This is a genomic window from Acidovorax sp., assembly GCF_046294525.1.
In the GTDB taxonomy this organism is placed as follows: Bacteria; Pseudomonadota; Gammaproteobacteria; order Burkholderiales; family Burkholderiaceae_C; genus Acidovorax.
In genome coordinates this window covers 512,623-536,774 of the sequence record NZ_JBKBKQ010000001.1, presented here as the reverse complement: position 1 = coordinate 536,774, position 24,152 = coordinate 512,623, and the positions used below count along the sequence as shown (strand labels likewise).

General features: G+C 68.2%; 24 protein-coding genes. 18 read left to right on the top strand and 6 right to left on the bottom strand.

The genetic code is table 11. The annotated features are described in order from the left end of the window. Window positions 1-6: 6 nt before the first annotated feature. Both ACK4HJ_RS02380 and ACK4HJ_RS02375 read right to left on the bottom strand, forming a co-directional pair. Window positions 7-2,601: an ATP-binding protein gene (locus tag ACK4HJ_RS02380; RefSeq protein WP_409827349.1), complete on the bottom strand. Its 2,595-nt coding sequence runs from the start codon at window positions 2,599-2,601 to the stop codon at window positions 7-9. Then, window positions 2,598-3,239: a LuxR C-terminal-related transcriptional regulator gene (locus tag ACK4HJ_RS02375; RefSeq protein WP_409827348.1), complete on the bottom strand. Its 642-nt coding sequence runs from the start codon at window positions 3,237-3,239 to the stop codon at window positions 2,598-2,600. Before ACK4HJ_RS02375 ends, ACK4HJ_RS02380 begins: the two co-directional genes overlap by 4 nt. Before the next feature lie 316 nt (window positions 3,240-3,555). On the opposite strand from ACK4HJ_RS02375, the gene ACK4HJ_RS02370 reads away from it, so the two are divergent. Then, entirely contained in the window at window positions 3,556-4,614 is a 1,059-nt protein-coding gene (locus ACK4HJ_RS02370) for a hypothetical protein (protein WP_409827346.1), read from the top strand. A gap of 142 nt (window positions 4,615-4,756) precedes the next feature. Here the strand turns inward: ACK4HJ_RS02370 and ACK4HJ_RS02365 are convergent, their stop codons facing one another. Then, window positions 4,757-5,935, bottom strand: coding sequence for a peptidoglycan-binding protein (locus ACK4HJ_RS02365; RefSeq protein WP_409827344.1), 1,179 nt, complete (start codon window positions 5,933-5,935; stop codon window positions 4,757-4,759). Between the two features lie 312 nt (window positions 5,936-6,247). Here ACK4HJ_RS02365 and ACK4HJ_RS02360 point away from each other — a divergent pair, with 312 nt between their 5' ends. From ACK4HJ_RS02360 to ACK4HJ_RS02340, 5 genes are all read left to right on the top strand, one after another. Continuing rightward, window positions 6,248-6,955, top strand: a complete 708-nt coding sequence (locus ACK4HJ_RS02360; protein WP_409827342.1) for a DUF4197 domain-containing protein — start codon at window positions 6,248-6,250, stop codon at window positions 6,953-6,955. A 29-nt stretch (window positions 6,956-6,984) separates the two neighbouring features. Then, window positions 6,985-7,389 carry a YchJ family protein gene (locus ACK4HJ_RS02355; protein WP_409827394.1) on the top strand — a complete coding sequence of 135 codons (405 nt, stop codon included), beginning with the start codon at window positions 6,985-6,987 and terminating at the stop codon, window positions 7,387-7,389. A 76-nt stretch (window positions 7,390-7,465) separates the two neighbouring features. Further along, the gene (locus tag ACK4HJ_RS02350) at window positions 7,466-8,119 is read left to right on the top strand and encodes an HAD family hydrolase (protein WP_409827340.1); all 654 of its coding nucleotides are present in this window, start codon (window positions 7,466-7,468) and stop codon (window positions 8,117-8,119) included. A gap of 174 nt (window positions 8,120-8,293) precedes the next feature. Continuing rightward, on the top strand, window positions 8,294-8,815 hold the full coding sequence (locus ACK4HJ_RS02345) for a glycine zipper domain-containing protein (RefSeq protein WP_409827338.1): 522 nt from the start codon (window positions 8,294-8,296) through the stop codon (window positions 8,813-8,815). A gap of 104 nt (window positions 8,816-8,919) precedes the next feature. Further along, the gene (locus ACK4HJ_RS02340) at window positions 8,920-9,174 is read left to right on the top strand and encodes a hypothetical protein (protein WP_409827336.1); all 255 of its coding nucleotides are present in this window, start codon (window positions 8,920-8,922) and stop codon (window positions 9,172-9,174) included. A gap of 52 nt (window positions 9,175-9,226) precedes the next feature. Here ACK4HJ_RS02340 and ACK4HJ_RS02335 read toward each other — a convergent pair whose 3' ends face one another. The 3 genes from ACK4HJ_RS02335 to ACK4HJ_RS02325 all read right to left on the bottom strand — a co-directional run bounded on the left by ACK4HJ_RS02335 (window position 9,227) and on the right by ACK4HJ_RS02325 (window position 12,514). Continuing rightward, window positions 9,227-9,895: a glutathione S-transferase family protein gene (locus tag ACK4HJ_RS02335; protein WP_409827334.1), complete on the bottom strand. Its 669-nt coding sequence runs from the start codon at window positions 9,893-9,895 to the stop codon at window positions 9,227-9,229. A gap of 215 nt (window positions 9,896-10,110) precedes the next feature. Further along, window positions 10,111-11,235, bottom strand: a complete 1,125-nt coding sequence (gene ribD / locus ACK4HJ_RS02330; RefSeq protein ID WP_409827333.1) for a bifunctional diaminohydroxyphosphoribosylaminopyrimidine deaminase/5-amino-6-(5-phosphoribosylamino)uracil reductase RibD — start codon at window positions 11,233-11,235, stop codon at window positions 10,111-10,113. Between the two features lie 139 nt (window positions 11,236-11,374). Beyond that, window positions 11,375-12,514: an AraC family transcriptional regulator gene (locus ACK4HJ_RS02325; RefSeq protein ID WP_409827331.1), complete on the bottom strand. Its 1,140-nt coding sequence runs from the start codon at window positions 12,512-12,514 to the stop codon at window positions 11,375-11,377. Window positions 12,515-12,616: 102 nt separating this feature from the next. On the opposite strand from ACK4HJ_RS02325, the gene ACK4HJ_RS02320 reads away from it, so the two are divergent. Genes ACK4HJ_RS02320 through ACK4HJ_RS02265 form a run of 12 tightly spaced genes read left to right on the top strand, consistent with a single transcriptional unit; the run spans window position 12,617 to window position 24,038 of the window. Further along, a complete protein-coding gene (locus ACK4HJ_RS02320) occupies window positions 12,617-14,353 on the top strand; it encodes an AMP-binding protein (RefSeq protein WP_409827329.1) in 1,737 nt (578 codons plus the stop codon). Between the two features lie 22 nt (window positions 14,354-14,375). Continuing rightward, the gene (locus ACK4HJ_RS02315) at window positions 14,376-15,983 is read left to right on the top strand and encodes a carboxyl transferase domain-containing protein (protein ID WP_409827327.1); all 1,608 of its coding nucleotides are present in this window, start codon (window positions 14,376-14,378) and stop codon (window positions 15,981-15,983) included. 8 nt (window positions 15,984-15,991) lie between these two features. Beyond that, window positions 15,992-16,501 (top strand): DinB family protein, encoded by a 510-nt coding sequence (locus ACK4HJ_RS02310; RefSeq protein ID WP_409827325.1) that lies wholly within the window; start codon window positions 15,992-15,994, stop codon window positions 16,499-16,501. Then, a complete protein-coding gene (locus ACK4HJ_RS02305) occupies window positions 16,498-17,295 on the top strand; it encodes an enoyl-CoA hydratase/isomerase family protein (RefSeq protein ID WP_409827323.1) in 798 nt (265 codons plus the stop codon). The genes ACK4HJ_RS02310 and ACK4HJ_RS02305 overlap by 4 nt, the downstream gene beginning before the upstream one ends. A gap of 16 nt (window positions 17,296-17,311) precedes the next feature. Continuing rightward, window positions 17,312-18,031, top strand: coding sequence for a DUF4126 domain-containing protein (locus tag ACK4HJ_RS02300; RefSeq protein ID WP_409827321.1), 720 nt, complete (start codon window positions 17,312-17,314; stop codon window positions 18,029-18,031). Then, window positions 18,032-20,053 (top strand): acetyl-CoA carboxylase biotin carboxylase subunit, encoded by a 2,022-nt coding sequence (locus tag ACK4HJ_RS02295; protein ID WP_409827319.1) that lies wholly within the window; start codon window positions 18,032-18,034, stop codon window positions 20,051-20,053. A 37-nt stretch (window positions 20,054-20,090) separates the two neighbouring features. Continuing rightward, a complete protein-coding gene (locus tag ACK4HJ_RS02290) occupies window positions 20,091-21,011 on the top strand; it encodes a 2-hydroxyacid dehydrogenase (protein WP_409827318.1) in 921 nt (306 codons plus the stop codon). A 52-nt stretch (window positions 21,012-21,063) separates the two neighbouring features. After that, the gene (locus tag ACK4HJ_RS02285) at window positions 21,064-21,555 is read left to right on the top strand and encodes a DUF3592 domain-containing protein (RefSeq protein ID WP_409827316.1); all 492 of its coding nucleotides are present in this window, start codon (window positions 21,064-21,066) and stop codon (window positions 21,553-21,555) included. A gap of 46 nt (window positions 21,556-21,601) precedes the next feature. Then, window positions 21,602-22,516, top strand: coding sequence for a hydroxymethylglutaryl-CoA lyase (locus ACK4HJ_RS02280; RefSeq protein ID WP_409827314.1), 915 nt, complete (start codon window positions 21,602-21,604; stop codon window positions 22,514-22,516). A gap of 27 nt (window positions 22,517-22,543) precedes the next feature. After that, entirely contained in the window at window positions 22,544-23,074 is a 531-nt protein-coding gene (locus ACK4HJ_RS02275; RefSeq protein WP_409827312.1) for a YbaK/EbsC family protein, read from the top strand. Next, window positions 23,071-23,385, top strand: a complete 315-nt coding sequence (locus ACK4HJ_RS02270; RefSeq protein ID WP_409827310.1) for a DUF1289 domain-containing protein — start codon at window positions 23,071-23,073, stop codon at window positions 23,383-23,385. Before ACK4HJ_RS02275 ends, ACK4HJ_RS02270 begins: the two co-directional genes overlap by 4 nt. After that, a complete protein-coding gene (locus tag ACK4HJ_RS02265) occupies window positions 23,382-24,038 on the top strand; it encodes a 2-hydroxychromene-2-carboxylate isomerase (protein ID WP_409827308.1) in 657 nt (218 codons plus the stop codon). Before ACK4HJ_RS02270 ends, ACK4HJ_RS02265 begins: the two co-directional genes overlap by 4 nt. The last annotated feature ends 114 nt before the right edge of the window (window positions 24,039-24,152 follow it).

Below are 24,152 nucleotides of genomic sequence, written 5' to 3'. Positions count from 1 at the left end.
TTGCGCTTACTGGGAGAGCGCTATAGCCACTTTTTGTGCATGTTCGACCTGGCTCAGCCACTGGGCCAGCACCGCGTGCAGCTCGGCCGGATCCACCGGCTTGCGCAGCACCAGATAGCCCTCGTCTTCGGCGTCCTGCAGTGCGGGGGCCTTGAACTCGCCGCTGATCATGGCGCCGCGTGCGGCGGGGCAGCGGGCCAGCAGGGTGCGCAGCACGTCAAAGCCGCTTTCGCCCGAGCGCAGCCCCTGGTCGCAGAAGATGGCATCGGGCTCGAACCCGCCGTCCAGGCAGGCATGCGCCTCGGCCGCCGTGGTGGCGCACACAGCCGTCACACCCCAGGCGTCCAGCATGGCGCGCCAGGCCGTGAGCACCTGGCGGTCGTCGTCCAGCACCAGGCAGCGGCCGTGCAGCGGGTGCACCACGGCCATCCCATTCCGGTGACCGGCCTCCGGGGCGGATGGCACAGTCGCCGCCACCGCAGCGGCGTCAGCGGCGTCAGCGGTGGTAGCGGTGGTGTGGGCCGGCAGCCGCAGCCAGAAACACGAGCCCCGGCCCGCCCCCGACAACAGGCCGTAGGTGGCACCCATCTGTTCGGCGCAGCGCGCCACCACGGCCAGCCCCAATCCGTGGCCGGCATCGTTCATCTGGTCCGCCCGATCGCCCCGGTAGTAGGGGCTGAACACGCGGGCCTGGTCGGCCGCGGCGATGCCGATGCCGGTGTCGCGCACTTCCACCAGCCAATCGCTGCCGCGCGCCCTCACGCTCACTAGCACCTTGCCTTGGGGGGTGTAGCGAATTGCGTTCTGCACCAGGTTGGCCAGCGCCTGGCGCAGCAGCAAGGGTTGGGCCCACACGGTGGCGCGCGCCTTCGGAACCCGCAGGTGAATGGCCAGGCCACCGGCGCTGGCCTGTTCGCGGAACAGGCGCACCACATCCGCCAGCAGCACGTTCAAGTCCACGGCGCCCTTGGCGCCCAGCGGCTGGCCGGATTCCAGGCGCGCAAGGTCCAAGAGCGCGTTGAACAGCTGGTTCATGGCCTGCATGCTGGTGCGCAGGTCTGCCACCAGGGGGCGCAGAGCCGGGTCGCTGTTGCGCAGGCTGATCGCCTCGACCATCAGCGACATGGCATGCACGGGCTGGCGCAGGTCGTGGCTGGCGGTGGCGAGGAACAGGTTCTTCTCGGCCAGTGCGCCTTCGGCCTGCCGCCGGGCCGCCGCGAGAGCATCGTTGGCCCTGCGGGTGCGGCGGTATTGCCAGTAGCTGGCACCCGCCGCCAGCAGGGCCAGCGCCACCGTGGCGGCCAGGCCGATCTGCTGCAGGCGCCGCACGCGCAGCTCGGCGTACTGGAGCTGATTGGCCTGCGCCAACTGGTCGATCTGGCGTTGGCGCTCGGCGCTGTCGAAACGCTCCCGCAGCGCGGCCACGGCCTGGTCGCGCTCGGTGTGAAACAGCTCCTTCGCCAGCGCCTGCTGCTTGCGCGTGGTGTCCATGGCTTCGCGGTACAGCCCCGCCTGCTCGTACATGCGCGAGAGCTCGCCCAGCAGCAATTCCTCGATAGGCCGGTTCCCTGCTTGGTGCACGAACCGGATGCCGGCCTCCACCTCATGCACACCTGCAGCGATGCGGCCCTGGCCCATCAGCGCAAAACCCAGGTTGGCCTGTGCCAATGCGGCCCCGTTCAGCTCGTGCGCGTCGCGGTACGTGGCCATGGCCTCGCGCATTACGGGCTCGGCCTCTGCATACGCCCTGCGCTGCAGCAGCAGATCGCCCAGGTTGTTCAGTGCCGTGGCGCGCAGACCGGTGAGCCCGCCGGCGCGGGCGATCTGCAGGGACTGGCGGTACGCCGCCATGGCGGTGTCGAGGTTGCCCCGCACGTTTTCTACATTGCCACGGTGCAAGTGCAGCCAGCCCAGCGCCTGCTGGGCGTCCAGTTTTTCGGCCAGCGGCAGCGCCTCGCGGATGGCCTGCAGCGCGCGGTCCGGGTTCTTCATGTCGAAGTGCAGCAGTTCCAGGTGGGTGCGCGACCGCAGCTCGGACGTGGCTGCCTGGCGCGGCAGCGTGCGCGAGAGGTCCAGGCTGCGCAGCAGGTGCGTCATCGCCGCTTCGAACTGTCCGTTGCTGCTGTGCAGGGCGCCCAGCGTCAGGTGGTAGAGCCAGCGCACCCACGGGTCGGGCACCTGCTCGGCCGCGGCCGCTTCGCCCGCCAGTGCGTCCAGCCCAGCGCGAATTTTTCCGGCCACGGCCAGTTGACGAGCTTCGAAGCAGACGGCAAGCACCTGCGTGGACACATCATTGTGCGCAGCCGCAAGCTCCTTCAGTTTCGCAATGCCTTCGGTCACGACCGTGGTCTGCCCGGTCTCGAAGGCTGCGTCCGTCACCGCCGCCAGGTAGGTGCGCCGGGTCACAACATCGGCCGCGTTGGCAAACCGGGTGGCGGCGGCCTGTAGCGCCTGCACGGCCCGGGCGCTGTTGCGTTGCGAAAGGGTCTGCAGCCGGTCCAGCTCGGCGAGGTCCTGGTTCGGTAACTGGGCTACAGCAGGAAGGCTGAACAGCAAGCACAACGCTACGGCCACCACCACCGTGCGGGCAAGGCGTGTCACGACAGTTCCAGCCGCCGCCCGCGCAGCAGGGTGATGGCCTCGACGCGGGTGCGCACCCTCAGCCGCTCCAGGATGCCCGTGACGTGCTCCTTCACAGTGCTCTCGGCAATGTCCAGCTGCAAGGCGATGCGCTTGTTGGGCAGCCCCTGCAGCACCAGCGCAAGGATCTCGCCCTGGCGCGCGGACAGTCCCAGCTCGGCCGGGGTCACCGGCAGGTCGCGGTTGCGCGGCGGCTGGCTGCCCAGCGTGCTCGGCGTAAACCAGGTCTGCCCGCTCAGCAGGGCTTCCACCGCGACGCCAAACGTTTCCGGCGCCGCCTGCTTGTGGATGAAGCCCTGCGCGCCGGCCTGCCTGGCCTGTTCCATCACGGCCGGGTCATCGTCGCCGCTGATCACGGCGATGGGCGTGCCGGGGTAGTGGCTGCGCACCTGGGCTATGAGGCCTACTGCAGCGCCTTCCGCCAGCCAAAAGTCGATCAGCGCTATCGCCGGCGTGCCCCGCTCGTCCACCCAGCGCAGAAGGTCGTCCGCGCCACCGGCCACCACCACCTCCAGCTGCGGCAGGCGCGCGCGCAGGAACTCGGCCACGCCACGGGCCACCAGGGGGTGGTCGTCCAGGATGAGGGCATAGGCAGACATGGGCGGCGGGCGGGCGGTCAAGCAGAAAGAGAAGCGGGAGAGCGGGAGGGCGGGAGAAGTCGGGCATGAAGGCGGCACCGACCTCGGAATGCGCCGTGGCGGGCGGCCAGGGTAGGGCGTCCTCGCCATGCGCGGATTCTGCCAAGTGTGCGCGGCAGGGCTGCACGCGCAAACCCTACGTCGGTAGGGTTCCGCGCCGCAGCAAGCGCTGCACAGAATCCGCCCTCTTTTCCGCTTCGGCCCATGGGGCCAGCCGGGCCAACCCGCTGTGCCCCCTTTGTCCATCCCTCGCATGTCTTCAAGGAGTGTTCTGCCCATGACCCCCACCCTCTCCACACGCCAACGCCACCGCCACGCCGCTCTGCGCGCCGCACCTGCAGCGCTGGTCCTTGCCATGCTGGCTGCCTGTGGCGGCGGTGATGACGATGGCGCCGCGCCGCCCGTGGTGGGCGCCTACACCGTGGGCGGCGCGCTCAGCGGCCTAGCCGCCGGCCGCACCGTGACGCTGCAGAACAACGCGAACAACGACCTCTCGCTCAGCGCCAACGGCAACTTCGAATTCACCACCCGACTGGACCATGGCGTGCCCTATGCCGTCACCGTTAAGACCCAGCCGGCAGGCCAGCGCTGCACCGTGGCGCAGGGCACGGGCACTGCCACGGGCAACGTGCGCGATGTGCAGGTGCGCTGCGAGAACCTGGCCGCCGCCACCTATACCGTGGGTGGCTCGGTCACGGGCCTGTCTGGCAGCGGCCTGGTGCTGCAGAACAATGGGCGCGACGACCTGGCCGTGGGGGCCAACGGCGGCTTCACGTTTGCGACGGCACAAGCCGGCGGCACGGCCTATGCGGTGACCGTGCGCACCCAGCCCGCCGGCCAGAGCTGCACAGTGGCCAACGGCACCGGCACGGTCGCTTCGGGCCACGTGACCACGGTGGAAGTGCGCTGCGCTACGGCCACAGCCGGCCTGCCCGACGGCGACTGGAAGCAGGAGCTGTGCGTGCAGCCCCGCCCCGGCGTCTGGGCCCGCAACCTGTGGCGAATCACTCGCCAGGGCGATTCGCGCGCCACGGCCTCGATGACCTTTGCCACCTACACCGGTGCCGACTGCACCGGCCCTGCCACGGTCAGCGGCCCCATGACCGACCTGGGAAGCTTCGTGTTTGACCGCACCGGCAGCACGGCCACGCTGAACGCATTCTGGGGCGCATGGAGCCAGCCCAACGGCCGCACCGACCGCGTGGTGTGGGCCCGCAAAGGCACGCGCCTGTGCCTGATGTCGGACCAGAACCCCACCGTGTTCCCGGCCGCCTCGGACGTGGAGAGCTATGTGGATCTGGTCCTCCCCACCAAGGCCTGCTACGTGAAGGATTGATCCGCGCTGCGGAAGGGGCGGACACTGCCCCTTGGATAAAAAAAACTCCCCGCGCGAACCGCACGGGGAGTTTTTTTACAGGTGCGTGTTTCAGCACTGGCGAGGGCCCGCGCATGGCGCAGCCCCCGGATTGCTGACCTGCCTATTTGGCCGCCAGCGCCGCCGCCGTCGCGCCGTCCAACCGTCCGGTTTGTGCCAGGCCCTGGTCCTTCTGGAACGCGCGCAGTGCCGCCGCCGTGCGCCCGCCCATGGCGCCGTCGGGCGTGCCTGCGTCGTAGCCCAGGGCGTTCAGGCGGGCCTGTGCGTCGCGCAGGCCCAGGCCGTTGGTGATGCTCCCGCCGCCGGTGGACACTGGCACCGCCGCCGCGCGGGGCGCCGAGGTTTGCGAAGGCGGCGCAGCGCCGTCCACGCTCAGCCGCCCGCCGCCGCCCAGGCCTTGGCCGCGCACGGTCTGGGCCTTGTAGCTGCGCAGCGACAGCACCATCTGGTTGAACGCGTCCATGAAGGCTGCAGCAATCACCTTGCCCTCGGCCGTGTTGGAGTAGCCACCCATGCGGGCCCCGCCCGATCCGCCCAGCAACTGGCCCATGGCGCCAAAGTCGGTCTTGGCGGCGCTGCCTTCCGACGCCGCCACCTGCACGCCCGAGCGGTTGTCGATCAGCGTGAGCAGGGCACTTGCCTCCTTGGTGTTCATGCTGCCGCCAATGGCCGCGAGCAGACCGCCTGCGCGGCCACCCACCAGGCCGCCCAGTGACGCGGAAGCGCCGCCCGCGTTGTTGTTCTGGAACACGATCTCGGGCGACAGGCCATAGTCTGAGGCCACCATCTGGCCTTGGCCAAACTGGCTGCCCTGGCGCATTTCGCCCGACTGCATCAGCGCGCGCTCGCGTGTCATCGCGTTCATGCCGGCCGCGCCGCGCTCCACCACCACAAAGCAGTTGGATTGCTGCACCAGCAGGCGCAGCAGGTTGGCCGTGGGCGGCAGGCGGTACTGGTCGCGCAGCACGGTGTACCAGCCGGCCTGTTGGTTCTCGATCAGCGAGACCGTGCCGAGCGGGCTCTCGCAGCGCTCCAGCGAACTGCTGGCGCCTGTGGAAGCGCCACCCGCCGCGCTGCCGGTGGCCACGGTCTTGGCCTCGGCGCTGCCCATGCGCATATTGGTGGTCTCGCAGCCGGCCAGCAGCAGCACAGGGGCCAGCGCGGCACTCAGCAGTGCCAGGCGCCAGGGCGGCGCGTGGTGCCCGGGCTGGGCGGGTGCAGGCAGGGAATCAGCGGCGGGGCCGGGCGCGGTGCGTCGCCCGTGGGCAAGGGTCAGGGTCATAGGTCAGCAACCAGTTGGGGGAAAAGAAAACAGCGAAGAACGAACAGGCAGCGCGTGCATCAACAGGTGCGCGCCCTGGGCGCTGATCTTTGGCGCGGCACGGCGTGGCGACAACCCGACTGAAGTAGGGTGTGGCCGTGCGCTGGCGCCCCGCTCAAGGGCTTTACTAGGGCCGCTCATGGCTGCTCCGCGCGGCTCGGCGAAAATCGCAGTGCACCGTGTCCTTTTGTGCTTGCCAACGACCGCCCGCCACGGACATTGGCAAGCCCCTGCACGGTCACCCTTTTGATTCCCGCTTCTTCCCCTCTTCGCATGCACCGCCGCCACTTCCACAACGCCACCGCTGCCGCCCTGTGGGGCGCCTGGGCCCTGGGCACACACTCCACGGCCCAGGCCCTCACGCTGGCCGACCTGTCCTCGGCCGAGGCCTCGCGCGGCGTCAAGGCCGCACTCACCCAGGGCGCCCAGGCCGCCGTGCTGCTGCTGGGCCGCACGGACGGGTTTCTGGGCAACCCGCGCGTGCGCATCGGCCTGCCCGGCTATCTGGAAGACGCGGGCAAGGTGCTCAAGTCGCTGGGCCAGGGGCGGCGGGTGGACGAGCTCGTCACCGCCATGAACCGCGCGGCCGAGGCCGCCGTGCCGCTGGGCAAGGACCTGCTGGTGCAGGCCGTGCAGACCATGACGGTGACCGATGCCAAGAACATCCTCACCGGCGGCAGCACCTCGGTCACTGCCTTCTTTGCCGAAAAAACCCGTGCCCCGCTGGGCGAGCGCTTTCTGCCCGTTGTGAAGCAGGCTACCGACAAAGTGGGCCTGACAGCCAAATACAACGCCGTGGCCGGCAAGGCCGCCAGCTTCGGGCTGCTGAAGCCCGAGGAGTCCAACGTGGCGCAGTACGTCACCGGCAAGACGCTGGACGGCCTCTACACCATCATTGGCGAGGAAGAGCGTCGCATCCGCCAGAACCCTGCTGGCGCGGGCAGCGACATCCTGCGCCGCGTGTTCGGAGTGCTGCGGTGACGGCAGTGGCGGCAGCGCCCACGCCCACCATGCCCTGCCCCTGCGGGCGCCTGCAGGGTGCAGGCGCCAAGGCCCGTCCGGTGCCGTACGCCGCCTGCTGCGGCCGTTACCTGGACCAATGGGAGACCCAGCCCGCGCCCGACGCCGAGCACCTCATGCGGTCGCGCTACACGGCCTTTGTGTGCGAGCGGGCCGACTACCTGCTGGCCACCTGGCACGCCAGCCGCCGCCCTGCGCGGCTCGACTTCGAGCCCGGTGCCAAGTGGCTAGGCCTGGAAGTGCGCCGCCACCGGGTGCACGACGCCGACCATGCCGAAGTGGAATTCGTCGCCCGCCACCGCGTGGGCGGCCGCGCCGTTCGTCTGCACGAGACAAGCCGCTTTGTGCGTGAAGGCGGGCGGTGGTGCTATGTGGATGGCGATGTCGGCGCCTGAGCCGCCCACCGCCGGGTGTCATTGATTATTCTAATGAAATATGCCTCCAGCGCTTGCTGGGTAAGCGCAAGCAGCTATGAAATTTGAAGCAATCCTGTTTGACTGCGACGGCGTGCTGGTGGACAGCGAGCCCATTACGAATGGCGTGCTGCGCCAAATGCTCAACGAAGCCGGCTGGGCCATCACCCACGAGGAGTGCATGGACTACTTCATCGGCCGCACCGTGCGCAGCGCCACCGCCCGCATCGAAGCCGAAACCGGCCGCCCGCTGACGGACGAATGGATGGCGCAGTTCTACGAGCGGCGCAACATCGCACTCACCGAACGTCTGCTGGCCATCGACCATATCCACCCCGCGATCGAGCGCGTGCACGCCTACCACGGCGGGCGCATCGCCTGCGCCTCGGGCGCCGACCGTTTCAAGGTCGAGATGCAGCTGGTCAAGGTCGGCCTCATGCCGTACTTTGAAGGCCGCATCTTCAGCGGGCACGAGGTGCCGCGCACCAAGCCTGCGCCCGACGTGTACCTGGCCGCTGCCGCCGCCCTGGGGGCCGACCCGGCCCGCTGCGCCGTGGTGGAAGACTCTGCCATCGGCGTCGCCGCGGGCGTGGCGGCCGGGGCCACCGTACTGGGCTTTGCCCCGCTGGGTGACGGCGCCGCGCTGCGGGCCGCGGGTGCACAGCACGTGTTCAAGAGCATGGCGGATCTGCCGGGCCTGCTGGGTTGCTGACAGCCGGGGCTGGAGACATCGTGCGGCCCGCCGTGTAGGTGTGCGCCTTCAAGGGTTTGGGAAGTTGCAGCGGCCCGCGCGGGCGCTGCGGCATTACGGTGGAGTTTTGCAACCCACCTGCGGCGCCGCAACAGCAGCGGGCCACGCCGCACCAACCCTCTGAAGGAGACCCCCATGAGCGATCGCAACGATGCAATGACCCCCACCCACCGCAACCTGGAACCTGAAACAAAAACCGGCACTGGCGCAGTGTTGGGCGGCGCGGTCGGCGGGGTGGCTGGCGGCGCCACGGCCGGCGCGCTGGCGGGCGGCGTGACGGGCCCGGTGGGCGCTGCCATTGGTGCCGCCGTGGGCGCCGTTGCCGGTGCCGTGATGGGCCGCAACGTCAAGGTCGATCCGGAGGCGGAGGACACCTACTGGCGAGAGAACTACACCTCCCGTCCCTATGCCCGCCCCGGCTCCACATATGACGACTACCAGCCTGCCTACCGCTACGGCCTGGATTCGTACACGCGCTACCCCGGCCGCAGTTTTGACGACCTGGAACCCGAGCTGAGCCGCGACTGGGGCCGCGCCCGCGGCGCGTCGTCACTGGACTGGGCCAATGCCAAGCACGCGTCGCGCGACGCATGGCAACGCGTGAGCAACGCGGCCGAACGGGCCATACCCGGCGACTCTGACGGCGACGGCCGCTGATCCAGGTCAGCGCGTCCTTCGCGTCAACCGGCCTCGAGACAAAGGGTGCGTGTGCACGCACCCTTTTTGCTTTTCTTCACCCTTAAAAAGTTTCGGAGACTTCCATGCAAGAAAAACCCGCCGACCCCCATCCGCTGAGCGACTTGGCCTACGATTGGATCACGCTGATGCAGAACAAGGCCCAGGCCCTGCTGGCCTACGACCAGTACATCAAAGATGCCGAAGCCGCCGGCTCTGCCGAATGCGCCGCGTTCTTCCGCAAGGTCCACGATACGGACAAGGCCCAGCTGGCCGAAGCCAAAGAACATCTGGTCAAAGTGCTGCAGGGCACGATGGGCGGTGGCAAGAAAGCGTCTTGAGGGAGCGTAAGGCGCGCCAGTTCAGGTCCGCGCGCCCTGCGCAACAGCTCCATCAAGGCCGCGTGTCAGGCGCTGGAGTCAGGGGCACGTCCTGCTCGGCGGCTGCGCGCATCTGCGCAGCCATCGCCCTCTGGTAGCCCAGCCGCTGCTGCAGCCGCTGCCAATACACCTGCGTGGCTGTGCCGAACTGCGGCACGAGCCCCAGGTGCTGCGTCAGCAACAGCGCATAACCCACCGCCACATCCGCCGCCGTGATGCGGCCCGCGCACAGGTAGTCGCTGCGTGCCACGGCCGATTCCACCGCCCGCAGCCGGGCCAGAAACCAGCGCGTGTAGTCCTCCACCACCTGTGGCTGCTGGCGCTCTGCGGGCTCGAAGCGGCCATAGCGCAGCACCAGCGTCTGCGGAGAGGTCAGCGTCGCATCGCTCATGTGCAGCCAGTTCAGATAGGCGCCATACGCCGGGTGCGTGGGCGCTACGTCCAGCCCCGCATCGGGGTGCGTGGCCGCGAGGTACTGGCACATGGCCGCGGACTCGGTCATGCGCACATCGCCCTGCACCAGCAGCGGCACCGTGCCCAGTGGGTTCTCGTCCAGAAACCACCGCGCCTTGGCGCGGGGTGGGAAGGGGAGCATGTGGAGCTGGTAGGGGAGTTGCAGTTCTTCGAGCATCCACAGGGGGCGGAAGGACCGGGCGCTGATGCAGTGGTGGAGGTGGAGCATGGGAGCTTTTCAGCTTTCAGAGTTAGGCTCAATGGCGCCAGCTTGTCTCACTGGCAGGGCTTTCCAGCGAGGCTTTATTTCGCTGATGCGTGTTTCGGAAGTTCGCATGCTCTCCAGGGTAGCGTGGCGGCTTTTCTCAACTACTGGTGAAGCGCGCGCTGCGCCCCGTGCGCCAGTGCTGCCGGCACGCCTGCGCAACAACACCCATAGGCTTGTTACGCAAACTCATCACGCCCGGCAACCCGCGCCAGCACCCTCAAATCCTCGCCCACCCGCTCGACGGACTGAAAGCGCAACCCCTGCGCCTGCGAAAGCTCGGACAGCGGGCTCGCCACCAACATCCCCCGCCCAGCGCAGAGCAGCTTGGGTGCGAGGTACACGATCAGCTCGTCCACCAAACCTTGCTCGATCAAGGCTCCATGGAGGATTCCGCCGGCCTCCACATGCAGCTCGTTGATCTCCTTTTGCGCGAGGTCCCGCAGCACACCCGCCAGGTCCACCCTTCCTTCGGGGTTGGGTAGCAAGGTCACGATCGCTCCGCGCGCTTCCAGTGCCTGGCGCTGGGGTGGGTTGTCGATGGCAGAGTAGATGTACACCGAGCGCTCGGCATGGAACAGCGCGGCATCCGCAGGCAGCTGCATTCGGCTGTCCACCACCACCACGTGGGGCTGGCGGGGCGTGGCCACCTCGCGCACATCCAGCCGCGGGTTGTCCGCGAGCACCGTGCCAATCCCGGTCAGGATGGCAGATGCCTGCGCGCGCCAGTGGTGGCCGTCCGCGCGGGCCTCTGGGCCCGTGATCCATTGGCTGGCGCCATTGTTCAGGGCCGTGATGCCATCCAAAGAGGCTGCCACTTTGAGTCGGACCCACGGTGTCTTGCGCACCATGCGGCTGAAAAAACCAAGGTTGAGTTCGCGGGATTCATCGCGGCCCAGGCCCACTTCGACAGCCACGCCCGCGGCGCGCAGCCGCGCAAAGCCGCGCCCTGCGACCAGGGGGTTCGGGTCGGGCAACGACGCCACCACGCGCGCCACGCCGGCAGCCACCAGCGCATCGCAGCACGGGCCGGTGCGGCCGTGGTGCGAGCAGGGCTCCAGCGTGACATACGCCGTGCTGCCTGCCACCGCGTGCCCCTGCTGCGCTGCATCCCGCAAGGCCATGACCTCGGCGTGGGGGCCGCCGGCCCGTTGGGTAGAGCCCCTGCCGATCACCTTTCCCTCGCGCCCGACCAGAACGCAGCCCACACGGGGATTCGGCGAGGTGCGGTAGAGCCCCTCGCGTGCGAGGCGCAGCGCCTCGTCCATCAGGCCAGATTCGGAAGAAAGATCGTGATTCACCATGGGCCAATAATGCACGAACTGCCGGGGCTCGCCTCAAGCTCAGCGACTGTGTTCATGAGCTTGTGTGGGCATGTGCGTCTTTTGCCGAGATGGGACGCACCGTCCGCATTGGCCTGTCAGGCTCACCCAGGCGTGCTATCTACGGACTCTTCTCCGTGTCATGCAGCGCACTCTCCAGCTTTCCCTTGCGAAATTCCGTCGGCGACTGCCCCGTCCACCCCCGAAACGCGCGGATAAAACTCTTCTCGTTCTCAAACCCCGCCGCCTCCGCCACCTGCTTGATGGGCCGCTGCGTGCGGTGCAGCAGCTCCACCGCGCGGGTGCGGCGCACCTCGTCCTTCAAGCCCTGTAGCGTGGCGCCTTCTTCCTTCAGTTGCCGGTGCAAGGTGCGCGGCGATACATGCAGCAGCGTGGCCAATGATTCGGCGCTGTGCTGGGGCAATGCATGGGCGGGCTGCCCCGGCAGGGGCGCGGCCAGCAGCTGGCGCACGCGCTGCACCAGCAGGCGGTCGCGCCGGTAGTGCAGCACGGTCAGGGGCAGTGCGTGTTGCAGCATCTGGCGCAGGGCCTGCTCGTCGCGGCGCAGGGGCAGGTGCAGGTAGCGGGCATCGAAGTGGATGGCCGTGCGCGGCGCGTGGAAGGTGACGGGGCCCCGGAACAGCACGGCATAGGCATCGGCATGTGGTGGCGCATCGAATGCGAATTCGGCGGCGATGAGGGGGATGCGCGAGTCCACCATCCAGCAGGCCAGGCCGTGGGCATTGCGCAATACAGAGACCAGACAGAACTCGCGCAGCACGCCCAGGTCGCGCGCCTCGGTGATGGCCAGGGTGGCGGTGTCGCCCTCGGTGGTCAGGTGCAGGGCAATGTCGTCCGTCAGCAGCCCGTGGTGGCGGCACCAGCGGGCCAGGGCCACCTGCAGCGTGGGCGAGCTGATGCTGGCGCGCGCCAGCATGCCGTAGCTGCCCCAGGGCAGGCGGCGGGTGAACCAGCCCAGGGCTTCGTCGTCCAGCTCCTGCATGGCGGCGTCGGAGATGCGCTCCATCTGCCAGGCGGTGATGCGGGCGCTGTCGTCCCGCAGCAGCTGCGGCGCAATCTGTGCCTGGGCCAGCGCGCGTTCGGGGCTCAGGCCGCGCCGTTCATAGGCCAGGACAATGGCGCGCACGAAGGCGATGGGCGTGGCGGCAGGGGCTGTGGCGGGCGCGGGCAGGCGATGGGCGGGGTGGGCAGGCGGTTTCACGCCGCAGAGTGTGCCAGCCGTGGCACGATTTGCAACCATTGTGTCCACCCGCAAGGGGTTCAGGCTTCTATGCTTACGGATCGCCCGCCCGCATCTTCTTGCGGCGCAGGGCCGGATGACAGAGCCGAGGAGACAACACCCGTGACGAGCAGCGCAGCCGCAACGAACTCCGCACCGCTGGTGGACAGCCACGCCCGTGGCGCCACCGACGTTCCCCTGATCGAGCAGACCATCGGCGCCTTTTTTGCCGACATGGTGGCCCGCCAGCCCGAGCGCGAGGCGTTGGTCAGCGTGCACCAGGGCCGCCGCTACACCTATGCCCAATTGCAGACCGAGGCCCACCGCCTGGCCAGCGCGTTGCTGGGCATGGGGCTCACCCCCGGCGACCGCGTGGGCATCTGGTCGCACAACAACGCCGAATGGGTGCTGATGCAACTGGCCACCGCGCAGGTGGGCCTGGTGCTGGTCAACATCAACCCGGCCTATCGCACGGCCGAGGTCGAATACGCGCTGAACAAGGTGGGCTGCAAGCTGCTGGTGAGCATGGCACGCTTCAAGACCAGTGACTACCTGGGCATGCTGCGCGAGCTGGCGCCCGAGTGGCAGGGCCAGCAGCCGGGCCACGTGCACGCGGCCAAGCTGCCGCAGCTGAAGACGGTGGTGTGGATTGATGACGAAGCAGGGCAGGGCGCCGACGAGCCCGGTCTCCTGCGCTTTACCGAGCTGATTGCACGCGGCAACGCGGCCGACCCGCGCCTGGCGCAGGTCGCGGCGGGCCTCCAGGCCACCGACCCCATCAACATCCAGTTCACCAGCGGCACCACGGGCTTTCCTAAGGGGGCCACGCTCACGCACCGCAACATCCTGAACAACGGCTTCTTCATTGGCGAATGCATGAAGCTCACGCCCGAAGACCGGCTGTGCATCCCCGTGCCGCTGTACCACTGTTTTGGCATGGTGCTGGGCAACCTGGCCTGCTTCACGCATGGCGCCACCATCGTCTACCCCAACGACGGGTTTGACCCGCTCACGGTGCTGCAGACGGTGCAGGACGAACGCTGCACCGGCCTGCACGGTGTGCCCACCATGTTCATCGCCGAGCTGGACCACCCGCGTTTTGCCGAGTTCAACCTCAGCACCCTGCGCACCGGCATCATGGCCGGATCGCCGTGCCCCACCGAGGTGATGAAGCGCGTGGTGGAGCAGATGAACCTGCGCGAGATCACCATCGCCTACGGCATGACCGAGACCAGCCCCGTGAGCTGCCAGAGCAGCACCGACACGCCTTTGCCTAAGCGCGTCTCTACCGTAGGCCAGGTACAGCCGCACCTGGAGATCAAGATCGTGGACCCCCACACCGGTGCGGTAGTGCCCATCGGCCAGCGCGGCGAGTTCTGCACCAAGGGCTATTCGGTGATGCACGGCTATTGGGGCGACGAGGCCAAGACCCGCGAGGCGATTGATGAAGGCGGCTGGATGCATACCGGCGACCTGGCCACCATGGACGCCGAGGGCTACGTGAACATCGTCGGCCGCATCAAGGACATGGTGATCCGCGGCGGCGAAAACATCTACCCGCGCGAGATCGAAGAATTCTTGTACCGCCACCCCATGGTGCAGGACGTGCAGGTGGTGGGCGTGCCCGACCAGAAATACGGCGAAGAACTCTGCGCCTGGATCATCGCCAAGCCCGGCACCCGGCCGACCGAAGACGAAATCCGCGCCTTCTGCAAGGGCCAGATTGCGCACTACAAGGTGCCGCGCTACATCCGCTTTGTCACCAGCTTTCCGATGACGGTGACGGGCAAGATCCAGAAGTTCAAGATCCGCGACGAGATGAAGGACCAGCTCGGTCTGGTCGAAGCCAAGACCGCGTGAAACACCCAAGAAGCACTACAGCATGACCATTCTCGACACCCAACTCAACGCCCGCTCGGCGGACTTCCAGGCCAACGCCGCCGCGATGCGCGCGCTGGTGGATGACCTGCGCGCCCAGCAAGACAAGATTGCCCAGGGCGGCGGCGAGGCAGCCCGCGCCAAACACACCGCACGCGGCAAGCTGCTGCCGCGCGAGCGCGTGGCCAACCTGCTGGACCCCGGCACGCCCTTTCTGGAGCTGGCCCCGCTGGCGGCGCTGAACATGTACAACAACGACGCACCCGGCGCGGGCCTGATCGCAGGCATCGGCCGCGTGAGCGGGGTGGACTGCATGATCGTGTGCAACGACGCCACGGTGAAGGGTGGCACCTACTACCCCATGACGGTGAAGAAGCACCTGCGTGCCCAAGAGGTGGCCGCGCAGAACCGCCTGCCCTGCATCTACCTGGTGGACTCCGGCGGCGCCAACCTGCCCAACCAGGACGACGTGTTCCCCGACCGCGACCACTTCGGCCGCATCTTCTACAACCAGGCCAACATGAGTGCCCAGGGCATCGCGCAGATCGCGGTGGTCATGGGCAGCTGCACGGCCGGCGGCGCCTACGTGCCCGCCATGAGCGACGAATCCATCATCGTCAAGAACCAGGGCACCATCTTCCTGGGCGGCCCACCGCTGGTGAAGGCCGCCACGGGCGAGGTGGTGAGCGCCGAAGACCTGGGCGGTGGCGACGTGCACACGCGCCTGTCGGGCGTGGCCGACCACCTGGCGCAGAACGACCTGCATGCGCTGCAGCTGGCGCGCACGGCAGTGCGCAATTTGAATAAAAACAAGGCCCCTGCGCCCGCTGATCAAGCCCCGGTAGCTCCTAAATTTGCAGCAGAAGAGCTGTATGGCGTGATCCCCGTGGACACGCGCAAGCCCTTTGATGTGCGCGAGATCATTGCGCGCGTGGTGGACGGCAGCGAGTTCGACGAGTTCAAGGCCCGCTTCGGCAGCACCCTGGTGTGCGGCTTTGCGCGCATCGAGGGCATGCCCGTGGGCATCATCGCCAACAACGGCATCCTGTTCAGCGAGAGCGCGCAAAAGGGCGCGCACTTCATCGAGCTGTGCTGCCAGCGCAAGATTCCGCTGGTGTTCCTGCAGAACATCACCGGCTTCATGGTGGGCCGCAAATACGAAAACGAAGGCATCGCCCGCCACGGCGCCAAGCTGGTCACGGCCGTGGCCACGGCGAGTGTTCCAAAGTTCACCATCATCATCGGCGGCAGCTTTGGCGCGGGCAACTACGGCATGTGCGGCCGTGCGTATTCGCCCCGCTTCCTTTGGATGTGGCCCAACGCGCGCATCAGCGTCATGGGCGGCGAGCAGGCCGCCAGCGTGCTGGCCACCGTCAAGCGCGACGGCATCGAGGCCAAGGGCGGCCAGTGGAGCATGGAGGAAGAAGAAGCCTTCAAGGCCCCCATCCGCCGCCAGTACGAAGACCAGGGCCACCCTTACTACGCCACGGCGCGGCTGTGGGACGACGGCGTGATCGACCCCGCCGACACCCGCCGCGTGCTGGCGCTGGGCCTGTCGGCCACGCGCAATGCGCCGATCGAAGACACCAAGTTCGGCATCTTCCGCATGTGAGGTGGGCGATGGATGCCGTGGCCCATTTCACCCTGCTTGCACGCTACAACGCGTGGGCCACCGCGCGCTTGCTGGGCGCCGTGGCGGCGCTGCCCGATGCCGACTACCGGCGCGATGTGGGCCTGTTCTTTCGCAGCATCCACGGCACGCTCAACCACCTGTTGGTGGGTGAACATTTGCTGTGGTTCGTGCGGTTTTCTGAAGGCAGCTCGCCCCGCCTGGCGCTGGATGCCGAGGCCGAACCCGACCGCGACGCGCTGGCCCGGCGCCTGCGAGAGGGCGCGGCCCGGTGGGAACCCCTGATCGCCAGCTGGCCCGCCGCCCGCTGGGACGGGACGCTCCACTACACCACGACGAATGGCGAGGCCGCGTCGCTCCCGTTTGCCGCCACGCTGGCCCATGTGTTCAACCACGGCACGCACCACCGGGGGCAGATCACGGCGGCGCTCACCGCGCTGGGCCAGCCGTGCCCGGTGCTGGACTTTGTGTATTACCTGCGGGACCCTTCCAAGCCATGATCAACAGCAGCACCAGCCAGAATCTTTCCATCACCCAGTCGGGCGCGGTGGCGCGCATCACGCTGATCCAGCCCGAGGTGCGCAACGCCTTCAGCGACGAAGTCATCGCCGAAATCACTGCCGCCTTCACCGACGTGGGCAGCCGCGCCGATGTGCGCGCCGTGGTGCTGGCGGCCGAGGGCCCTGCCTTTTGCGCGGGCGCCAACCTGAACTGGATGCGGCGCATGGCCGACTACACGCGCGATGAAAACATCGCCGACGCCGGCAAGCTGGCCGAGATGCTGCGCGTGATCTACGAATGCCCCAAGCCCACCATCGCCCGCGTGCAGGGCGACGTGTACGCCGGCGGCATGGGCCTGGTGGCCGCGTGCGACATGGCGGTGGCGGTGGACACGGCGGGCTTTTGCCTGAGCGAGGTGAAGCTTGGCCTGATCCCCGCCACCATCAGCCCTTATGTGATCCGCGCCATGGGCCCACGGGCGGCGCACCGCTACTTTCTGACGGCCGAGCGGTTTGACGCGGCCGAGGCGCTGCGTATCGGGTTTGTGCACGAGGTGGTGGCTGCGGACCAGCTCGACGCCAAGGTCGATGAGCTGCTCAAGGCGCTCACCAGCGCCAGCCCCAACGCCGTGCGCGTGTGCAAGAAGCTGGTCATCGACGTGGCCGAGCGCGAGATCAACGCGGGTCTGATCGCCGCCACCGTGCAGGGCATTGCCGACATCCGCGCCAGCGACGAAGGCAAGGAGGGCGTGCAATCGTTCCTGGCCAAGCGCAAGCCCAACTGGTTGGGCTGACCGGTCACCGCAGGCCATGGACACCCTCTGGTTCAACATCGTGCAGTGGCTCCACACGCTGGGGCTGCATGTGGATGGCGGCACCGCGCGTGCGGTGGGCGATGCGGCGGCTACCGCCACCGCGCAGCTCGACATGCCCAGCCTGCTGGCCCTGGCCGCCGCGCTGGGTTGGGCCAGCGGGTTTCGGCTGTATGCGGTGGTGTTCCTGGTCGGGATGATGGGCGTGCTGGGGTGGATCGTGTTGCCCCCGGGCCTGGCCGTGCTGCAGCACCCGGTGGTGCTGATCGTGAGCGGCTGCCTGCTGTTCGTGGAATTCTTTGCCGACAAGGTGCCCTGGGTGGACAGCGCCTGGGATGCCGCCCACGCCATCATCCGCGTGCCTGCGGGCGCAGCGCTGGCGGCGGGCGTGTTTGGCGCTGACAACGCCACCATGGCGATCGTGGCCGGGCTGCTGGGCGGTTCGCTCTCGGCCACCGCCCTGGCCACCAAGATGACTACGCGCGCGGCGATCAACACCTCGCCCGAGCCGTTCTCCAACTGGGGGCTGTCGTTCTTCGAAGATGGCCTGGTGATCGCCGTGGTGTGGCTCGCCACGCAGCACCCGGTGGCCTTCGGCGTCGCGCTGGTGCTGATGGTGGCCGTGTCGGTGCTGCTGCTGGTGGTGCTGTTCAAGTTTCTGCGCGCCGTGGTGCGGCGCCTTTCTTCTTTCTTTTCTGGTTCTGCCAAGGTGGCTTAAATGTTTACAAAAATACTGATCGCTAACCGCGGCGAGATCGCCTGCCGGGTTGCCGCCACGGCCAAGCGCCTGGGCGTGAAGACCGTCGCCGTGTACTCCGACGCCGACGCCAATGCCAAGCACGTCGCCGTCTGCGACGAGGCCGTGCACATCGGCGGCAGTGCGCCCAAGGACAGCTACCTGCGCTGGGAACGCATCATCGAGGCCGCCAAAGCCACAGGCGCACAGGCCATCCACCCCGGCTACGGTTTCCTGAGCGAGAACGAAGACTTCGCCCAGGCTTGCGCGGCGGCGGGCGTGGTGTTCATTGGTCCGCCCGCATCGGCCATCAAGGACATGGGGCTCAAGGCCGAGTCCAAGCAGCTCATGGAAAAGGCCGGTGTACCCCTGGTGCCCGGCTACCACGGCGCCGACCAGGACCCGGCCCTGCTGCAGCGTGAGGCCGACCGCATTGGCTACCCCGTGCTCATCAAGGCCAGCGCGGGTGGCGGTGGCAAGGGCATGCGGGCGGTGGACAAGAGCGAAGACTTCGCCGCCGCGCTCGAGTCGTGCAAGCGCGAGGCCATCAACAGCTTTGGCGACGATGCAGTGCTGGTCGAAAAGTACGTGCAGCGCCCCCGCCACATCGAGATCCAGGTGTTTGGCGACACGCACGGCAACTGCGTCTACCTGTTCGAGCGCGACTGCTCCGTGCAGCGCCGCCACCAGAAGGTGCTGGAAGAAGCCCCCGCCCCCGGCATGACACCCGCACTGCGCGCGCAGATGGGCGAGGCCGCTGTGGCCGCCGCCAAGGCCGTGAACTACGTGGGCGCGGGCACGGTGGAATTCATCGTGGAGCAGCCGGGCGGCTACGAGCGGCCCGACCAGATGAAGTTCTACTTCATGGAGATGAACACCCGCCTGCAGGTGGAGCACCCCGTGACCGAGGCCATCACCGGCCTGGACCTGGTGGAGTGGCAGTTGCGCGTGGCCTCGGGCGAGCCGCTGCCCCTGCAGCAGCAAGACCTGCGCATCCAAGGCCATGCCATTGAGGCCCGCATCTGCGCCGAGAACCCCGACAACAACTTCCTGCCCGCCACGGGCTCACTCAATGTGTATGCGCTGCCCGAGTGCGTGACGTTCGAGAGGGGCGCGGTCCGCGTGGACTCCGGCGTGCGCCAGGGCGATGCGATCAGCCCGTTCTACGACTCCATGGTGGCCAAGCTCATCGTGCACGGCGACACGCGCGAGCAGGCGCTGGCACGGCTCGATGACGCGCTGGCGCAGACCCACATCGTGGGCCTGGCGACCAACGTGCAGTTCCTGCGCCGCGTGGCGCACACCGATGCGTTTGCCGGCGCAAAGCTCGACACCGCGCTCATCCAGCGTGAGCAGGCCGTGCTGTTCCACCAGGAGCCCGTGGGCCTGCCGCTGGCCGCGGCGGCCGCCGTGGCCCAGACCCTGTTGCGCGAGCGCGCTACCGAAGGCGCAGACCCGTTCAGCCGCCGCGATGGCTTCCATTCGCACGGATTGAACCGCCGTCGGTTCGAGTTCGAATTTGGCGGCCAGCATGCCCAGGCCTGGCTCACCTATGAACGCGGCGGCAGTCTGCATTTGGCCGTGGGCGAAGGCGAAGCGGCTGTGGCCGGACCGCTAGCGTTTGCACCGCAGGCCGATGGAGGCATCGAGCTGCAGTTTGCCGGCCAGCGCACCCGCGCCGCCGTGTACGCGCAGGGCGAGGTGGACCATGTATTCACCCCGCTGGGCGCCACGCAGATCACCGCCATCGACCTGCTGGCCCACGCGGGCGAAGTGGCCGCCGAGGGCGGGCGCCTCACGGCCCCCATGCCCGGCAAGGTGGTCTCGTTTGCCGTGAAGGCGGGCGACAACGTGGCCAAGGGCCAGCCCCTGGCGGTGATGGAGGCCATGAAGATGGAGCACACCATTGCCGCGCCGGCCGATGGCGTGGTGCAGGAGCTGCTCTACGCGCCTGGCGACCAGGTGACGGAGGGGGCTGAACTGCTCAAGCTTTCCGCTGCGTGACAGCAAGCAGCGGCAGGGCGCGGTACGCTCGGCAGCCATGAAAATCACCTTTTGCTGTACCGACACCAAGGCCGAGCCCTGGCTCCAGGGTTTGGCCGCCGCACTGCCCGGCGCTGACATTGCCGTGTGGGAGCCCGGCGCACCGCAGGCCGATTGCGCCGTGGTCTGGGCACCGCCCCAGCAGTTCATGGACGAGCAGCCGGGGCTCAAGGCCCTGTTCAACATCGGTGCGGGCGTGGATGCGCTGCTCAAACTGCGCCTGCCGCCGCACGCGCTGGTGGTGCGGCTGGATGATGCGGGCATGGCCGTGCAGATGGCCGAGTATGTGTGCCACGCGGTCATCCGCCACTTCCGCGAGTTCGATGCCTACGAGGCTGACATGGCAGCGGGACGCTGGGGCTACCGCAAGCCGCGCTTGCGCAGCGACTTCCCCATCGGCGTGATGGGCCTGGGCGTGCTGGGCGAGCGCGTGGCGAAGGCGCTGGCGCAGTTCGACTTCCCCATCAACGGCTGGAGCCGCAGCCCCAAGGCCATCGAGGGCGTGCGGGCCTTCAGCGGCACAGAGCAGTTCAACGACTTCCTGGCCGCGAGCCGGGTGCTGGTCAACCTGCTGCCGCTCACGCCCGAGACGGCCGACGTGATCAATAAGGACACGCTGGCCCGCCTGCTGCCCAGCGCCTACGTGATTAACGTGGCGCGCGGCGCGCACCTGGTGGACGACGACCTGCTGGCGGCCATAGCCAGCGGCCAGGTGGCGGGTGCCACGCTCGACGTGTTCCGCACCGAGCCGCTGCCCGCCGGCCACCCGTTCTGGAACCACCCGCGCATCACCATCACCCCCCACACCTCGGCACGCACGCTGCGCGACGAGAGCATCGCCCAGATTGCGCGCAAGATCGCCGCACTGCAGCGGGGCGAGACCGTGGCCGGCGTGGTGGACGCCGGGCGCGGCTACTGAGCGAATGAATGAAGGCGCGGGCCCCCCACGCAGCACGGACAATCGCAGGCTTATGACCACCTCCAGCACCTCTAACGTCCGGCGTTTCTTTGGCCTTCTGGGCTGGATTCTTCTGGTCCCCAGCGCGCTCACGGCGCTGGGCGCGGCGTGGATGCTGGCCTCGGGCCTGGGCATGCTGGGTGGCACACATACGGCCACGGGCCGCGTGGTGGCGCACCAGGAAGTGACCCTCGGCTCGCAGGGGCGCCGCAGCCTGGCCCGGCAAAGCATTGTCGAGTTCGCCACGGGCGACGGGCGCACGCAGCGCTTTACCGACGGCGTGGCACGCCAAGGCCACGCGAGGCACAAGATCGGCGAGACCGTCACGGTGCGCTACGACGCTCAGGATCCCTCGCGGGCCGAGATCGGCAGTTCCACCACGGTCAAGGTGCTGGGCGGCGGCGTGCTGCTGTTGTTCAGCGGCATCGGCGTGCTCGTGGGCTGGCTGCTGCTGCGCTTGCGGCCCAGGTCCGGCGCCATCGCGGCCCACGCCACCCTGGATTGACGGGGCGCTGACCGCCTTCCTTTTTGTTTGATGAAAGCACACCCCCATGAGCAGCAGCATTCCTTCCCGCGTGAACCTCATCGATGTCGGCCCCCGCGACGGCCTGCAGAACGAAAAGACCCCCGTGCCCGCCGCCGTGAAGATCGAGCTGGTGCACCGCCTGCAGCAGGCCGGCCTGCGCGAGATCGAAGTCACCAGCTACGTGAGCCCGAAGTGGGTGCCGCAGATGGCCGACAACCACGAAGTCATGGCTGGCATTGCGCGCGCCAGCGGCGTGGCGTATTCGGTGCTCACGCCCAACATCAAGGGGTACGAGGCGGCGGTGCTCGACCGGCCCGATGAAATCGTGGTCTTCGGCTCGGCCAGCGAGGCCTTCAGCCAGCGCAACATCAACTGCAGCATTGCCGAAAGCATCGAGCGCTTTGCGCCCGTGGTGGAGGCGGCGATGGCCGCTGGCATCCGCGTGCGCGGCGCCATGAGCTGCACCGTGGGTTGCCCCTACGAGGGTGAGATCGCCCCCGAGCGCGTGGCCTACCTGGCGGGCCTGCTCAAGGGCATCGGCGTGCAGCGCGTGGACGTGGCCGACACCATCGGCGTAGGCACGCCGCGCAAGGTGCAGCGCGCCATCGAGGCCACGCTGCAGCACTTCGGCATCGACGAAGTGTCGGGCCACTTCCACGACACCTATGGCCAGGCGCTGTCGAACACGCTGGCGGCGCTGGAGATGGGGGTGTGGAACTACCAGTCGTCTGTGGCGGGCCTGGGCGGCTGCCCCTATGCCAAGGGCGCCACGGGCAATGTAGCGACCGAGGACGTGGTGTACATGCTCCAGGGCATGGGCATCGAGACGGGCATCGACCTTGATAAGCTCATTGATGCGGGCGCGTACATCAGCGATTTTCTCGGCCGCAAACCCAATTCCCGTGCGGCGAATGCGCTGCTGACCAAACGCGGCGGGTGACCCCGTCTGGCGCAGGAGAAAAAGACCGTGTGTGGAGCTGAAGTGAAAAACCTGCCCGAAGGCGTGCAGCGCGTGGCTGCAGCGCTGGAATCCCTGGGCCATCCCCACCGCCCGCAGATGTTGGACGACGCTGCGCGCACCGCGCAGCAGGCGGCCGATGCGCTGGGCATTGCCGTGGGGCAGATCGCCAAGAGCATCATCTTCCGCCGCAAGAGCGACGACGCGGCGGTGCTGGTGGTCACCTCGGGCGACCGTCGCGTGGACGAGAAGAAAGTGGAGGCCCACGTGGGCTGCAAGATCGGCCGCGCCGATGCCGAGTTCGTCAAAAGCCGGACCGGGTTTTCGATTGGCGGTGTATCACCCGTGGCCCACGCCACGCCGCCCGTCACGCTGATCGACCAGGACCTGCTGCGCTTTGACGTGGTGTGGGCGGCCGCGGGGCACCCGCATGGCGTGTTTGCGCTGCACCCCAGCGACTTGCAGCGCCTGACCGGGGCGCCCGTGGTGGATGTGGTGCAAGCCGTGGCCCCGCCAGCGCCCGGGGCCGTCGCACCATGAATGCTACTGAATCAATAGCTGCACGCGCTTGTTTGGTAAGCGATGCGGGCTATTTTGATCTGAAATCTGACGAGGTGGTGCCTTCGCCTTGCATCTCGGTATGCCGCCTCTCGGACGACCGCAGCGGCTGCGTGGGCTGCTTTCGCACGCTGGACGAGATCCGTGCCTGGTCCGCTGCGGACGGCGCGCAGCGGCGCGTCATCTGGGTGCAGTTGCTGCAGCGCGCGGGCGTTCCGCTGCCCGCACCGCTGGCCGCACCGCTGGCCGCAGCGTTGACCGATTCCGCCGCGCATACGGAGCCCCAGCCATGAAGCACATCACCTTCTATCTTGACTTCGTATCGCCGTATGCCTGGCTGGCTTTCGAGCGCCTGCCGGAGGCCTTGGAGGGCCTGAGCTACAGCGTGGCCTACCGGCCCGTGCTGCTGGGCGCGCTGCTGCAGCAGCACGCCAACCCCGGCCCGGCGGGCATCGCACCCAAGCGCGACTGGACCTACCGCCACGTGACCTGGCTGGGCCATGCGCAGGGCACGCCGCTCTCGATGCCCGCGCGCCACCCGTTCAACCCGCTGCCGCTGCTGCGCCAGGCGCTGGCCTGCAGCGACGATGGCGGCATCAACCGCTATGTGGCGGGTACCGTGCTGCGCCATGTGTGGCAGGGCGGATACGATGCGCTGGATCCGACGCGTCTGGCTGCCCTGGCAGCCGATCTGGCCGAGCAGATCCGCGCCGGGCAGGACATGCACAGCGATGGCCCCAAGGCCCTGCTGCGTGCCAACACCGAGGCCGCGCAGGCGGCAGGCGTGTTTGGCGTGCCCGCCTTCGGCGTGGACGGCAAGGTCTTCTGGGGCCTGGACGGACTTCCCATGCTGCGCGCATACCTGGACGGCGATGCCTGGTTTGACGGCGGCGCGTGGGACGCTGCCGCGCAGGTGCCTTCGGGCCTGGCACCCAAAAACCCCTGATACCCGGGTCCGGCGGGCGCCGTGCCGTCGCGTCGCCGTCGTAACGTTCGTGCGGTGTTGTGCGACGGTGCACGACTTCGCGCTGCGTGTCAGACCGGGGTCAGTGTGCGCTTC